The organism is Caulobacter sp. CCNWLW153 (assembly GCF_036889365.1).
Lineage (GTDB): Bacteria > Pseudomonadota > Alphaproteobacteria > Caulobacterales > Caulobacteraceae > Caulobacter > Caulobacter radicis.
Window position 1 is genome coordinate 107,850 of record NZ_JBAKFV010000007.1, and the last position, 12,321, is coordinate 120,170.

The 12,321-nt window shown below is 67.7% G+C and carries 15 protein-coding genes and 1 tRNA gene; 5 read left to right on the forward strand and 11 right to left on the reverse strand.

The genetic code is table 11. The features are described from left to right. Positions 1-106: 106 nt before the first annotated feature. Together V6S85_RS12820 and V6S85_RS12825 are read right to left on the reverse strand one after the other, a co-directional pair. Positions 107-1,327: an LL-diaminopimelate aminotransferase gene (locus tag V6S85_RS12820; RefSeq protein WP_116564244.1), complete on the reverse strand. Its 1,221-nt coding sequence runs from the start codon at positions 1,325-1,327 to the stop codon at positions 107-109. Between the two features lie 107 nt (positions 1,328-1,434). Next, positions 1,435-1,881 carry a hypothetical protein gene (locus tag V6S85_RS12825; RefSeq protein ID WP_116564243.1) on the reverse strand — a complete coding sequence of 149 codons (447 nt, stop codon included), beginning with the start codon at positions 1,879-1,881 and terminating at the stop codon, positions 1,435-1,437. 94 nt (positions 1,882-1,975) lie between these two features. Here V6S85_RS12825 and V6S85_RS12830 point away from each other — a divergent pair, with 94 nt between their 5' ends. Further along, positions 1,976-3,949, forward strand: a complete 1,974-nt coding sequence (locus tag V6S85_RS12830; RefSeq protein ID WP_442885661.1) for a class I poly(R)-hydroxyalkanoic acid synthase — start codon at positions 1,976-1,978, stop codon at positions 3,947-3,949. 27 nt (positions 3,950-3,976) lie between these two features. Here V6S85_RS12830 and V6S85_RS12835 read toward each other — a convergent pair whose 3' ends face one another. Beyond that, positions 3,977-4,351, reverse strand: a complete 375-nt coding sequence (locus tag V6S85_RS12835; RefSeq protein ID WP_334349124.1) for an antibiotic biosynthesis monooxygenase — start codon at positions 4,349-4,351, stop codon at positions 3,977-3,979. 76 nt (positions 4,352-4,427) lie between these two features. Between V6S85_RS12835 and soxR the strand changes: the two genes are divergently transcribed. Together soxR and V6S85_RS12845 are read left to right on the forward strand one after the other, a co-directional pair. Then, positions 4,428-4,883, forward strand: a complete 456-nt coding sequence (gene soxR, locus V6S85_RS12840) for a redox-sensitive transcriptional activator SoxR (protein ID WP_334349125.1) — start codon at positions 4,428-4,430, stop codon at positions 4,881-4,883. A 58-nt stretch (positions 4,884-4,941) separates the two neighbouring features. Next, positions 4,942-5,556 carry a DUF1287 domain-containing protein gene (locus V6S85_RS12845; protein ID WP_334349126.1) on the forward strand — a complete coding sequence of 205 codons (615 nt, stop codon included), beginning with the start codon at positions 4,942-4,944 and terminating at the stop codon, positions 5,554-5,556. Between the two features lie 33 nt (positions 5,557-5,589). Here V6S85_RS12845 and argC read toward each other — a convergent pair whose 3' ends face one another. The 5 genes from argC to V6S85_RS12870 form a co-directional block, all read right to left on the reverse strand. Further along, a complete protein-coding gene (gene argC, locus V6S85_RS12850) occupies positions 5,590-6,543 on the reverse strand; it encodes an N-acetyl-gamma-glutamyl-phosphate reductase (RefSeq protein ID WP_334349127.1) in 954 nt (317 codons plus the stop codon). A gap of 165 nt (positions 6,544-6,708) precedes the next feature. Continuing rightward, the gene (gene rpsI / locus V6S85_RS12855; protein ID WP_116564233.1) at positions 6,709-7,182 is read right to left on the reverse strand and encodes a 30S ribosomal protein S9; all 474 of its coding nucleotides are present in this window, start codon (positions 7,180-7,182) and stop codon (positions 6,709-6,711) included. A gap of 3 nt (positions 7,183-7,185) precedes the next feature. Beyond that, positions 7,186-7,659, reverse strand: coding sequence for a 50S ribosomal protein L13 (gene rplM / locus V6S85_RS12860; RefSeq protein WP_116564231.1), 474 nt, complete (start codon positions 7,657-7,659; stop codon positions 7,186-7,188). 251 nt (positions 7,660-7,910) lie between these two features. Then, complete coding sequence (locus V6S85_RS12865) at positions 7,911-9,389, reverse strand: alkaline phosphatase (RefSeq protein WP_334349128.1); 1,479 nt, start codon at positions 9,387-9,389, stop codon at positions 7,911-7,913. An 82-nt stretch (positions 9,390-9,471) separates the two neighbouring features. Beyond that, positions 9,472-10,503, reverse strand: coding sequence for a COX15/CtaA family protein (locus tag V6S85_RS12870; RefSeq protein WP_116564229.1), 1,032 nt, complete (start codon positions 10,501-10,503; stop codon positions 9,472-9,474). A gap of 172 nt (positions 10,504-10,675) precedes the next feature. Between V6S85_RS12870 and V6S85_RS12875 the strand changes: the two genes are divergently transcribed. Both V6S85_RS12875 and V6S85_RS12880 read left to right on the forward strand, forming a co-directional pair. Further along, positions 10,676-10,927 (forward strand): GlsB/YeaQ/YmgE family stress response membrane protein, encoded by a 252-nt coding sequence (locus V6S85_RS12875; protein ID WP_101719722.1) that lies wholly within the window; start codon positions 10,676-10,678, stop codon positions 10,925-10,927. Continuing rightward, positions 10,918-11,160: a DUF2842 domain-containing protein gene (locus V6S85_RS12880; RefSeq protein WP_334349213.1), complete on the forward strand. Its 243-nt coding sequence runs from the start codon at positions 10,918-10,920 to the stop codon at positions 11,158-11,160. Before V6S85_RS12875 ends, V6S85_RS12880 begins: the two co-directional genes overlap by 10 nt. Positions 11,161-11,250: 90 nt before the next feature. Here V6S85_RS12880 and V6S85_RS12885 read toward each other — a convergent pair. The 3 genes from V6S85_RS12885 to V6S85_RS12895 form a co-directional block, all read right to left on the reverse strand. Next, a tRNA-Pro gene (locus tag V6S85_RS12885) sits at positions 11,251-11,327 on the reverse strand. 73 nt (positions 11,328-11,400) lie between these two features. Next, positions 11,401-11,832, reverse strand: a complete 432-nt coding sequence (locus V6S85_RS12890; protein WP_116564225.1) for a MerR family transcriptional regulator — start codon at positions 11,830-11,832, stop codon at positions 11,401-11,403. Positions 11,833-11,844: 12 nt separating this feature from the next. Then, positions 11,845-12,147 (reverse strand): integration host factor subunit alpha, encoded by a 303-nt coding sequence (locus tag V6S85_RS12895; RefSeq protein ID WP_058346906.1) that lies wholly within the window; start codon positions 12,145-12,147, stop codon positions 11,845-11,847. Positions 12,148-12,321 lie beyond the last annotated feature (174 nt).

A 12,321-nucleotide genomic window follows, 5' to 3' on the forward strand; every position in this document is an offset into this window, starting at 1 on the left:
GGGACCGCCCTCTCCTTCGGCGAACCTGGGGACGAGGGCCAGTGTGGCGGCGTGCGGTGGAGACCCGCGCCCTGGGCGGGGCCAGGGCGAAGTCGTCGTGGTCGGGTCAGGCCTGTTCGAGGCTGTTGTGGGCCTTGGCGAGGATCTGGTCGGCGTTGGCGATGAACTTCTTCACGTTGCGCGCGGCCTGCTTGATGCGGTGCTCGTTCTCGACGAGGCCGATGCGGACATAGCCCTCGCCGTATTCGCCGAAACCGATGCCCGGAGCGACGGCGACGCCGGCCTCCTCGATCAGCAGGCGCGAGAACAGCATCGAGCCGGCCGCCTCGAACTGCGGCGGGATCTTCGCCCAGGCGAACATCGAGGCGGGCGGGTTGGGGATGTCCCAGCCGGCGCGCTTCATCGACGAGACCAGGGTGTCGCGGCGGCCCTTGTAGATGCCGCGGATCTCCTCGACGCAATCCTGCGGACCGTTCAGCGCGGCGGCGGCGGCCACCTGCACCGGCGTGTATGCGCCGTAGTCGAGATAGGACTTCACGCGGGCCAGGGCGGCGCAGATACGGGCGTTGCCGACCACCATGCCCACGCGCCAGCCGGCCATGGCGTAGGTCTTCGACAGCGAGTTGACCTCGACGGCGATGTCCTTGGCGCCGTCGACCTGCAGGATCGACGGCGGCGGGTTATCCTCGAAATAGATCTCGCCGTAGGCCACGTCGCTGATGACCAGCAGGTCGTGCTTCTTGGCCAGCGCCACGGCGTCCTTGTAGAAGTCGAGGTCGACGGTCTGGGCCGTCGGGTTCGACGGATAGGACAGGATCAGCACGGACGGCGGCGGCACCGAGTGCTTCACCGCGCGGCTGATATTGCTGAGGTACTGCTCGGGGCTCAGCGCCGGCACGTGGCGAATGACGCCGCCGGCCATGATGAAGCCGAAGGCGTGGATCGGATAGGCCGGGTTCGGACAGATGATGACGTCGCCGGGGGCCGTCAGGGCCTGGGCAAGGTTGGCGAAGCCCTCCTTCGAGCCGAGGGTCGAGATCACCTCGGTATCGGGGTTCAGCTTCACGCCGAAGCGGCGGTCGTAGTAGCCAGCCATGGCCTTGCGCAGGCCGGGGATGCCCTTCGAGGCCGAATAGCGGCCGGCGCGCGGGTCGCGCGAGGTCTCGATCAGCTTGTCGACGATGTGCTTGGGCGTGGGCATGTCCGGATTGCCCATGCCGAAGTCGATGATGTCGACGCCCTGGCCGCGCAGGCGAGCCTTGATGCGGTTGACCTCTTCGAAGACGTAAGGCGGCAGGCGGCGGATACGGTGAAAGTCGGCGGTCATGATGGCTCGTGCGCCCTCTGGCGCTGCAGGAGCGAAAAGTCGGGCATGGATAGACCCCAAGCGGGGCCTAGCCAAGCCAGTTCAAGGAAAATTATGCCTCCGTCGCCCTATTGGGGCTTGGACGGAGGCGGGGTAGCTCGGCCACGAGCAGCCTTGGCGAAGGCTTCGGTCTCGGCGCGATCGGCGACGGTGGGGATTTCCGACGGCGGAACGCGGCCGGCGCGCTGGGCGCGGGCGGCGAAGCCTTGGGTGTCGGTCAGGGCGAAGGTTTCCGGCGCGGTGTCGCGACGGAGCTGAGCGGCGGCGGCCTGCTCGGCCTGGACCTGGGCCTTGTATTCGCCCGGCTTGGGAATGTCGGTCGGCACGGCCGGAATGCTGGCCAGGCTCGGGATCTTGCCCCGCTCCTTGGCGGCCGCTTCGGCGCCGGCGGCCACCGGCGAAGTGGCGTCGACCGGCGGCGGCGTGAACGGCGACGAGGCGCAGGCCGACAGCACGGCCGAGAGGACCGCGAGCGAGGCGCCGAAACGTACGATTTTACCGGTTTGGCCGTTCATCTTGTCTCAGGTCTTATGCGATGATCGCGGCGAGCGGAAGGCGCCGAACGAGAATCGGCGGTCGATAAGCGACATTCAGGCGGAAGGAACGCGCATGGCCAAGGGCGACGGCAAGGACGCGGGCAAGAGCGTCAAGACTGCGGCGAAGCCCCGCAAGCCTTCCGCATCGCGCAAGACGGCCGCCATGACGCCAAAGCCCCCTCCTCCGCCCTCTGAGCCCGATCCCAAGCCCGAATCGGCCGCCGCCTCCGGCGCCCCCGATTTCACCGCGCTGCTGACCGAGGAGCAGCGGCGAATGATGGAGGCCCTGTCGGCCAACCTCGCCCGCGCGGCGGTCACCGCGCAGGGCGCGATCGCCGAGGCCGCCCTGCGCCAGGCCGACCGGCCCGCGGCCCTGTCGCCCGACCCGTTCCATGTGGGGCCCGCCCTCAACGAGGTGATCGGCAGCCTTGCGTCGCAGCCGGACCGGCTGCTGCGCGCCCAGGCCGACCTCTTCAGCGGCTACATGGAGCTTTGGCAGTCGGCCGCCCGCCGCGCCGTCGGCGAAGAGGCCAAACCGGTGGTCGCCCCGGCCCACGGCGACAAGCGCTTTTCCGACCCCGACTGGTCGTCCAACCCCGTGTTCGACATGATGAAGCAGTCCTACCTGCTGACGTCGAACTGGCTGAACGGCCTGGTCGCCCAGGCCGAGAACGTCGACCCGCAGTCCAAGCGCCGCGTCGAGTTCTTCACCAAGATGCTGACCGACGCCTTCTCGCCGTCGAATTTCCTGATCTCCAACCCCGCCGCCCTGCGCGAGGTGATGCACACCAACGGCGAGAGCCTGAAGCGCGGCATGGAGAATTTCGCCGCCGACCTGGAACGCGGCGGCGGCCAGCTGGCCATCAGCCAGACGGACCTGGCCAAGTTCAAGGTCGGCGAGAACGTCGCCACCGCCCCCGGCAAGGTGGTCTACCAGAACGACATCCTGCAGCTGATCCAGTTCGATCCGGCCACCGAACAACAGCACGAAATCCCCCTGCTGATCTTCCCGCCCTGGATCAACAAGTTCTACATCCTGGATCTGCGGCCCGAGAACTCGATGATCCGCTGGCTGACCGGCCAGGGCTTCACGGTGTTCGTCGCCTCGTGGGTCAACCCGGACACCCGCCTGGCCGCCAAGACCTTCGAGGACTACATGCTCGAAGGCATCTACGACGCCAGCCAGCAGGTCATGACCCAGTGCGGCGTCGACAGGGTCAACACCGTCGGCTACTGCATCGGCGGCACCCTCTTGTCGTGCGCCCTGGCCCACATGGCCGCCAAGGGCGACAAGCGCATCAACTCGGCCACCTTCTTCGCCGCCCAGCAGGACTTCGCCGAGGCCGGCGACCTCTTGCTGTTCACCGACGAGGCCTGGCTGAAGGAGATCGAGGCGCGGATGGACCAGCAGGGCGGCTTCCTGCCCAGCCAGTCGATGGCCGACACCTTCAACGCCCTGCGCGGCAACGACCTGATCTGGTCGTTCTTCATCAACAACTACCTGATGGGCAAGGAGCCGCGCCCGTTCGACCTGCTATTCTGGAACGCCGACCAGACGCGGATGCCGAAATCGCTGCACCTGTTCTACCTGCGCAACTTCTACAAGGACAACAACCTGACCCATGGCCGCCTGACCCTGGGCGGCGAGGTCCTGGACCTGTCGAAGGTCAAGACGCCGATCTATGTGCAGTCGTCGAAGGACGACCACATCGCCCCCTACCGCAGCGTCTATCGCGGCGCGCGAGCCTTCGGTGGGCCGGTGACCTTCACCATGGCCGGCTCGGGCCATATCGCGGGCGTGATCAACCACCCCGACGCCAGGAAGTACCAGCACTGGACCAACGAGCACCTGCCCGGCTCGGTCGACGGCTGGATCGCCGGCGCGGTGGAGCATCCGGGGTCGTGGTGGCCGCACTGGGCGGAATGGCTGAAGGCCAAGTCCGGTAAGCTGGTTCCGGCCCGCGATCCCTCCAAGGGCCCGCTGAAGGCCTTCGAGGACGCGCCGGGCAGCTTCGTGCGGGTGCGTTCGAACGCGGAAGCGGCTTAGAGAACCTCCCCCTCTGGGGGAGGTTTCTCACACCATCCCCACCGCATAGGCCTCGGCGAACACGCCCGCCTCGGACGTCTCGATCAGCGGGCGCACCCGGGCCATGTGCTCGGTGAAGCGCGGATCCTCGCGGAAGAGGTCAGCGTCCGCCTGTGTGTCGAACACCGAGATCAGCACCAGCCCCTGCTCCGAGCGAAACAGGCGGGCGCCGCGCAGGCCCTTCACCTGGCCGCGCAAGCGCAGGTGCTGGGCCAGTTGCAGCTCGAGGAAGGCCTCGAACTGACCGGTCTTCGGACGGATGACGCTGATATTGACCACCGGCTCGGGGCGCGCCGCCCTGGGCTCGACGGGGCTGGCGACAGCGGCGGCTGCGACGGCGGTCGTGGCGGCGGCGAAGGTCATGGGGAGGCTCCAGGAAGGCGTTGCCGGTTGCGGAGCCTCTCCTGTAAAACCTCAAGCAAACTTGAGGTCAAGCGCCATGTCCGACTGCCCCTCCGCCTTTCAGACGCTCAGCGTCGGCGAACTGGCCAAGCGCGCGGGCGTGGCGGTGTCGGCCCTGCACTTCTATGAGGCCAAGGGCCTGATCCGCAGCCTGCGCACCGAGGGCAACCAGCGGCGCTATCCACGCGGCATGCTGCGACGGGTGGCGGTGATCAAGGTCGCCCAGCGCACCGGCATGCCGCTGAACGAGATCAAGCAGGCGCTGGCCGCCCTGCCCGACGATCGCGCGCCCAGCCAGCAGAACTGGCGCGACCTGTCGGCGACCTGGCGCGACGACCTGGACGCCCGCATCCACCGCCTGACCCAGCTGCGCGACCAGCTCGACGACTGCATAGGCTGCGGCTGCCTGTCGCTGACGGCCTGCCCACTGCGCAACCCCGACGACTCGCTGGCCGTCCAGGGACCCGGACCTCGCCTTCTGGATGAAATTTGACGTCAGCAAGACCGACGTTCGCCCAAAACTCGCCCCGATCACGGCGGAGCTTGTCGCCATGCTCGACCTTTCTCGTCGCACCGCGCTGGGCCTGCTGGCCGCCGCCCCCTGGCTGGGCGCGGCCGCGCGTGGAGACGGCCTGAAACTGGCCCAGGCGGCGCGCACCCAGATCGGCGTGACCCTGGACTACGATCCCAGCTATCGCGCGATCGGTTATCCTCGGGGCGACGTGCTGCGCTCGACCGGCGTCTGCGCCGACGTGCTGGTGCGGGCCGCCCGCGACGCCTGGAACATCGACCTGCAGGAGCGCGTGCACGCCGACATGGTCCGCGCCTTCTCGGCCTATCCCGCCAGGCGCGCCTGGGGCCAGAAGAGCGCCGACGCCAACATCGACCATCGTCGCGTGCTGAACCTGGAGACCTATCTGGATCGCCAGGGCGCGAAGCTGCGCGCCAGCCAGGACGCTCGCTCGGGCGACGGCTTTTCCGATCCCCTGCCCGGCGACGTGCTGACTTGGCGGCTGTTCGGCAACGGCCGCCCGCACATCGGCGTGGTCGTGCAGGGGCCCGACAAGGTGCGCGTGGTGCACAACATCGGCGCCGGCGCCCGCGAGGAGGCGCTATGGATCTTCAAGCTGCACAAGCCGGTCGGGCACTACCGCTGGCGAGCGTGAAGCTCCCTCTCCCATAGGGAGAGGGAAAACTCGTCAGAGCCCAGCCTTCTCGTCCAGGCCGAGCGCCAGGTTGAGGTTCTGCACCGCCGCGCCCGAGGCGCCCTTGCCCAGGTTGTCGAGCAGGGCCACCAGTCGGGCCTGGCCGCTGGTGTCGGAGCCGAACACGAACAGCTTCAGGCGGTTGGTGCCGTTCAGCCCTTCGGGATCGAGCGTCGTCAACGACTTGGCCTCGTCCAGCGAAGCGATCTCGACGAAGCTCTCGCCCTTGTAGTGGGCGGCGAGCGCGGCATGGAGGTCGCCCAGCGAGCACGAGCCTTCGAGCAGGCCAAGGTGCAGCGGCAGCTCGACCAGCATGCCTTGCGCGTAGCGGCCGACGGCCGGGGTGAAGATCGGGCGCGACAGCAGGCCGCCGTGCTTCTGGATCTCGGGCACGTGCTTGTGGGTCAGCGACAGGCCGTAGATGCGGTAGGCGACCTTGGTGTAGGTCGGCGAGCTCTCGTCCTCGAACTCGGCGATCATCGCCTTGCCGCCGCCGGTGTAGCCCGAGACGCCGTTGAACGAGACCGGCAGGTCCGAAGACAGCAGGCCGGCCGAGACCAGCGGACGGGTCAGGGCGATGGCGCCGGTGGCGTAGCAGCCCGGATTCGAGATCTGCTTCGAAGCCGCGATCTTCTTGCGCTGTTCCTTGTCCAGCTCGGGGAAGCCGTAGGTCCATTCGGCATTGGTGCGATGGGCGCTGGAGGCGTCGATGACCTTGACCAGCGGGTTCTCGATCAGGCCGACAGCCTCCTTGGCCGCGTCGTCGGGCAGGCACAGGATCACCGCGTCGGCGGCGTTCAGCATCTCCGCGCGAGCCACCGGATCCTTGCGGCGCTCGGGATCGATCGAGATCAGCTGAAGATCGGTGCGGCCGATCAGGCGCTCGCGGATCTGCAGGCCGGTGGTGCCGACTTCGCCGTCAATGAAGACCTTGGGGGTGTTCGCCATGATGCCAACTCCTCGGCCTGGGCCGCTTCGCGTCGGGCCCAGTCTTGCAGCGCCATGTGACCGGCGCATGCATTCGGGCGCTGTCCGGCCCGATCGGAATTCACAAGAAAAAGGGCGCTTCGGATGACCGAAGCGCCCTCTTCCAAAACGCGTGCGACGACGCGCTTAGCGCTTCGAGAACTGGAAGCTGCGGCGGGCCTTGGCCTTGCCGTACTTCTTACGCTCGACGACGCGGCTGTCGCGGGTCAGGAAGCCGTGCGGCTTCAGGACCGGGCGCAGAGCCGGTTCGTAGTAGGTCAGGGCCTTGGACAGGCCGTGACGGATGGCGCCGGCTTGACCCGACAGGCCCGAACCTTCGACGGTGACGTCGACGTCGAACTGGCCGAGACGCTCGGTCACTTGCAGCGGCTGGGCGATCATCATGCGCAGCACGGGGCGAGCGAAATAGACTTCCTGGTCGCGGCCGTTGACCGTGATCTTGCCGGTGCCCGGCTTGATCCAGACGCGCGCGATGGCGTTCTTACGCTTGCCGGTCGCGTACGAGCGGCCTTGGGCGTCGATCTTCGGCTCGGCCGGAGCGGCCGCTTGCGGGTTGCTGGACAGGCTGGCCAGCGCGTCAAAACCTTGAGCTTCGGACATGGCTTAGACGCTCCGGGTGTTCTTGACGTTGCGCGCCGCGAAGTCGATGACTTCCGGGCTTTGCGCTTGGTGCGGGTGCTCAGCGCCGGCGTAGACCAGCAGGTGCGTCAGCTGCTTGCGAGCCAGCGGGCTCTCCTTGGGCAGCATACGCTCGACGGCCTTGTTCAGGACGCGCTCGGGGAATTGACCGCCCAGCACCTTGCGCGGGGTGGTTTCCTTGATGCCGCCCGGGTGACCGGTGTGACGGTAGTAAACCTTGTCGTCCAGCTTCTTGCCGGTGAACTTCACCTTGTCGGCGTTGATCACGACGACGAAGTCGCCGCAGTCGACGTGCGGGGTGTAGTCGGGACGGTGCTTGCCGCGAAGACGCATGGCGATGAACGTCGCCAGACGACCGACAACGGCGTCCTTGGCGTCGACCACGATCCACTTCTTCTCGACCTCGGCGGGCTTCAGGGAAGCCGTGGTCTTTTGCATGGGATTGATCCGTAATTCTTGTGCGTCGGGAGCCGAGGAAGTGGTTCCGTCCGCGTGAGGGGCGGCTGATACCTAAGGGTTGGCCGCCTGTCAACATTGCGCATGCATAAAGTTCGGAAAGCCTTGCAGCGCAAGGGTTTGAGCGATGCGGTATTCAAATACCGCACTCATTCACTTTCCACGCCCGAGCAAGAAAAAGGCGAGCGTCCGAGGCCGCCCGCCCTTTTCCCTGGATGAGGCTGTCCCTTCGCCTACCTGGCGGCGTCGAAGCCGAAGGCGTGACGCATGACCTGGAAGATGTAGCTCTCCTCGACCACGCCGCGGACGAGGTAGGCGCCCGGACCGTCGGCATAGACCCCGACGTCCTCGCCGGCGTGGGCGGCGCTGGGCAGGTGGGCCACGGCCTGCTGGTGGTAGTCGACCTCGTCGAGGTCTTCCTTGGCCGGGTCGGCGCGCAGGTTGTTCCCTTCGACGCCGCCGGGACCGGTGGCGAAGCTCAGCACCGTATAGGCCTTGCCGTCGCCGGCCACGACCGGCTCGCCCTCGTTGCCGGCCAGGCCGAGGATCGGAGCGTTGCGCGCGGCATAGCCCGAGATCACCAGGCCGTGGCTGTGGTCGGCGGTGACGATGACCAGGGTGTCCTTCAGGTCGACCTTGTCGAGCACGGCCTGGACAGCGTCGGAGAACGCCGCCGTCTCGGTCAGGGTGCGCCTGGCGTTGTTGAGGTGGCTGCCCATGTCGATCTTGCCGCCCTCGACCAGCAGGAAGTAGCCCTTGGGGTTCTTCGACAGGATGTCGACGGCCTTGGTGGCCATGTCGGACAGCGAGGGCACGCCCTGCCCGCTCTGGGCGCGCTCGACCTCGTAGGGCAGGTGCTCGCCGGCGAAGAGACCGAGCACCGGGCCCGTCTTGGCCGGATCGATGGCCTTCAGCTGATCGGCGGTCGAGACATAGGCCGCTCCCTTGGCCTTGGTCCATTCGGCTGTCAGGTCGCGGCCGTCGGCGCGCTTGCCGCCCTTGGCCTCGGGCAGGAACCGCGAGCGACCGCCGCCCAGCGCGACATCGAGGCGAACCCCCGCCGGGGCCTCGACCAATTGGCGGGCGATGTCCTTGCAGCCGCCGGACAGGGCCTCGGCCGGCATGTCGCCGTCGCCTTCCCAGTCGCGATAGGCGGTATGGGCGAAGGTCCCGGCGGGCGTGGCGTGGGTGATGCGGGTGTTGGTGACCGCGCCGGCCGACAGGCCGTGGGCCTTGGCGATCTCGGCGATGGTCGCCACGCTGGTGGCGGCTTCGCTGGCGCAGCTCTCGGGCTTGGCCTCGCCGGTCAGGCCGATGACCTTGTTGCGGGTCTTCACGCCGGTGGTGATGGCGGTGATGCCGGCGGCGCTGTCGGTGACCTGGGTGTCGTGGCTGTAGGTCTTGGAGAGCGCGGTGAAGGGCAGCTTCTCGAACGACAGGGCATTGGACTCGCCGTCCACGCCACGCTGCTGGCCCTGCCAGATGCGACCCGCCACGGCGGTGGAGATGCCCATGCCATCGCCGAGGAACAGGATGACGTTCTTGGCGCGGCCGGTGTTGGGGGTCACCGCCATGGCCTTGGCCAGCGCCGCCTGGCCGGCCTTGTAGTACGGATCGGCCGCCTGGGCCGGCGAAGCGTCGGCGGCGTGAGCGAAGGCGGGCAGCAGGGCCAGGGCGCAGACGCCGGCCAGGAACGAGGAAGCGCGGATCACGGGGCAGTCTCCAGCAGGGACGTCGCGCGTGCTCTGCTGGAGTTTCGTGACAGTTCTTCGAGCGGGATCGCGGAAACCGCCGTTACGGCCGACGGACGCGCCAGGCGAAGGCGGTGGCCGCGCCCAGCAGCACGGCCGCGCCGGCCTGGTGCAGGACGCCCAGGCTCAGCGGCACGGCGGCCATCAGCGTCCAGACGCCCAGCCCGGCCTGCACCGTCACGACCCCGAGCAGGACGTAGGCGGTGATCTTGGCCTCATGCGGCAGGCGGCGGGCCCGCGCCGCTCCGGCCGCGATGACGATCGCGGCGGCGAAGACGGCGTAGGCCATCAGGCGGTGGTGCAGTTGCACCGCGCCCTGGCTGTGGGCCAGCGTGCCCCACAGGCCGTGACCGGCGTACTGGTCGGGCAGCAGCGCGCCGTTCATCAGCGGCCAGTCGTTATAGACGAGGCCGGCGTCGTTGCCGGCCACCAGCGCGCCCAGCAGGCTCTGGAAGAACACCGCGCCCAGGAAAGCCAAGGCCCAGCCGCGCCAGTCGCTGCGCTCCTCGACGCGCGGCGCGCCGTTCCAGGCGTCCAGCGCGGTCCAGATCAGCAACACGAAGAGAGCCAGCGCCAACCCCAAGTGAACCATCAGCCGCTCGGGCGCGACCGAGACCCGCTCGGACAGGCCGCTGGAAACCATCCACCAGCCGACCAGCCCCTGCAGGCCGCCCAGGGCCAGCATGGCCCCGCACCGCCAGATCAGGCGGCGCGGCAGCATGCGGCGCACCAGGAAGAAGGCGAACGGAACGGCGAAGGCGATGCCGACCACGCGCCCCAGCAGCCGGTGCGCCCACTCCCACCAGAAGATGCCCTTGTAGGCCTCCAGGGTCATGTCGGGGTTCACCAGGTGATACTGGGGGATCTGCTTGTAGAGCTCGAAATTGGCCCGCCAGGCGTCGTCCGACATCGGCGGCAGCGCGCCCATGATCGGCTTCCACTGGGTGATCGACAGTCCCGAGTCGGTCAGGCGCGTCGCGCCGCCGACGACGACCATGCCGAAGACCAGCACCGCCACGACGAACAGCCAGATGGCGACGGGTGCGGAACGGTCGGAACGCAGGAAGGAAGTCATGAAGCCGAAAAAACGCCTGTTCTGGGCCTAAATGGGGCGGCTAGACCCCTACCCCCGCCACGGCGCCGCTGTCCATGCCCGGCCCGCGCTTAAGGGAAGCCATGACGCGGACTGACGCCCGTGGCATGGTGCGACCGCTGCGGGGGCGCAGCGCGTTCCAGGGGGAAGTGCAATGAGCGGCGTGGGCGTGTTCAGCGCCGTGGTGATCGGCATCCTGGCCGGCTGGATCGCGGATCTGGCCCTGGCCCGTCGCCACAGCCTGTTCATCAAGCTGCTGATCGGCGTGATCGGCTCGTTCATCGGCGCCTTCATCGCCCAGCGCCTGCACCTGGCGATTCCCGGCTTTCTCGGCAGCCTGGTCGTCTCGGCCGTCGGCGCCACCCTGTTCCTGGCCGTGCTCGGCCTCTTCCGGAGATCCGCTTGAGCGCTCCCCTCATTCCGGCGCGCCTGCGCAAGCTGATCGGCTCGATCGGCGTGATCGTGATCCTGCTGGGTTGGATCTGGGCCTTCACCAGCCTCTACGACCACCTGCCGCTGAACCGCGCCGTGCACCTGATCTATTTCGTGGCGCTGGGCATGGGCTGGGTCCTGCCGGTCATCCCGCTGATCACCTGGATGGGCAAGGCGGACAAGCCGCTGGACGTCGGCCAGCGCTAGCCAGCGACCCGCACTGATCCGGAAACGAAAAAGGCCGCCCCGAAGGGCGGCCTTTGCGTTTCTTCCGCGGTGTTCTCTCCGGGGAGAGAATGGTCGGAGCGACAGGATTCGAACCTGCGACCCCTTGACCCCCAGTCAAGTGCGCTACCAGGCTGCGCCACGCTCCGACGCGGAAGGAGCGCCCTTATAGGCGCCGCTCTTCGCCTCGGCAATCGGAAATCTAGTGGTTTTCCACAGTCCTCAGGAACGCGTCAAAAGCCCGTCCAGACGGGCCTTGATGCTGGTGAGGTCGTCCAGCGCCTCGGTCAGGCGCCGACGCTGTTCGGGGCTGGGCGCCTGAACGGCCGCCGAATCGCCGAACGACTCATCGAGTGGAGATTCGAGAAAGGCCGCGCCGTTCTGGCCCAGGCCCGCGGCGATCACATGGGCCACGCCCTGCTCGCGGTGCAGCTTCTGGACGCCTTTGATGGTGTAGCCCTCGGCGTGCAGCAGCGCGCGCACGCCGTTGAGCACGGCGATGTCCTGCGGGCGGTAGAAGCGCCGCCCGCCAGCCCGCTTCATCGGGCGAATGAAAGAGAACTTGGTCTCCCAGAAACGCAGGACGTGCTGGGGGACGCCGAGTTCCTCGGCGGCCTCTGAAATCGTGCGGAAGGCGTTCGGCCCCTTCGCCACCGCACGGACTCCTTAGTCGTCCAAAGCGCTGTCGATGCGCGCTTTCATGACCTGGGAGGCCCTGAAGCCGATAACGCGCCGCGGCTCGATCTCGGCCGGCTCGCCGGTCTTGGGATTGCGCCCCATCCGGGCCCGCTTTTCGCGGACCTGGAAGACGCCGAATCCGGAAAGCTTGACCGTCTCACCCTTCTCGAGCGCCTCGGCCACGAGATCCAGGGTGCGCTCGACGAGACCGGCGCAGTCCTGACGAGTCAGGCCTACTTCCTCGTGGACAGCCTCGCAGAGGTCAGCCCGGGTCAGAGTCGAACCCTTCATAACGCCCCCTATACGCTTCAATGCGCGAACTCAGCACAGCCCGCGCCAATCGGTCCGTCTTGCGAAAAGGGGCGCACGAAAGCCCCGATCCCGCGCGACAAGACCTCGTCAACTTGAGACTGCATGCCGCGAATACCGCATGAAGTCAAAGGGTCAAGCCGGTTACTTCATATG

Bases quoted from the DNA above. Each gene is read 5' to 3' on its own strand.
- V6S85_RS12820 (WP_116564244.1), bottom strand. From the start codon at position 1,327: ATGACCGCCGACTTTCACCGTATCCGCCGCCTGCCGCCTTACGTCTTC.
- V6S85_RS12825 (WP_116564243.1), bottom strand. From the start codon at position 1,881: ATGAACGGCCAAACCGGTAAAATCGTACGTTTCGGCGCCTCGCTCGCG.
- V6S85_RS12830 (WP_442885661.1), top strand. From the start codon at position 1,976: ATGGCCAAGGGCGACGGCAAGGACGCGGGCAAGAGCGTCAAGACTGCG.
- V6S85_RS12835 (WP_334349124.1), bottom strand. From the start codon at position 4,351: ATGACCTTCGCCGCCGCCACGACCGCCGTCGCAGCCGCCGCTGTCGCC.
- soxR (WP_334349125.1), top strand. From the start codon at position 4,428: ATGTCCGACTGCCCCTCCGCCTTTCAGACGCTCAGCGTCGGCGAACTG.
- V6S85_RS12845 (WP_334349126.1), top strand. From the start codon at position 4,942: ATGCTCGACCTTTCTCGTCGCACCGCGCTGGGCCTGCTGGCCGCCGCC.
- argC (WP_334349127.1), bottom strand. From the start codon at position 6,543: ATGGCGAACACCCCCAAGGTCTTCATTGACGGCGAAGTCGGCACCACC.
- rpsI (WP_116564233.1), bottom strand. From the start codon at position 7,182: ATGTCCGAAGCTCAAGGTTTTGACGCGCTGGCCAGCCTGTCCAGCAAC.
- rplM (WP_116564231.1), bottom strand. From the start codon at position 7,659: ATGCAAAAGACCACGGCTTCCCTGAAGCCCGCCGAGGTCGAGAAGAAG.
- V6S85_RS12870 (WP_116564229.1), bottom strand. From the start codon at position 10,503: ATGACTTCCTTCCTGCGTTCCGACCGTTCCGCACCCGTCGCCATCTGG.
- V6S85_RS12875 (WP_101719722.1), top strand. From the start codon at position 10,676: ATGAGCGGCGTGGGCGTGTTCAGCGCCGTGGTGATCGGCATCCTGGCC.
- V6S85_RS12895 (WP_058346906.1), bottom strand. From the start codon at position 12,147: ATGAAGGGTTCGACTCTGACCCGGGCTGACCTCTGCGAGGCTGTCCAC.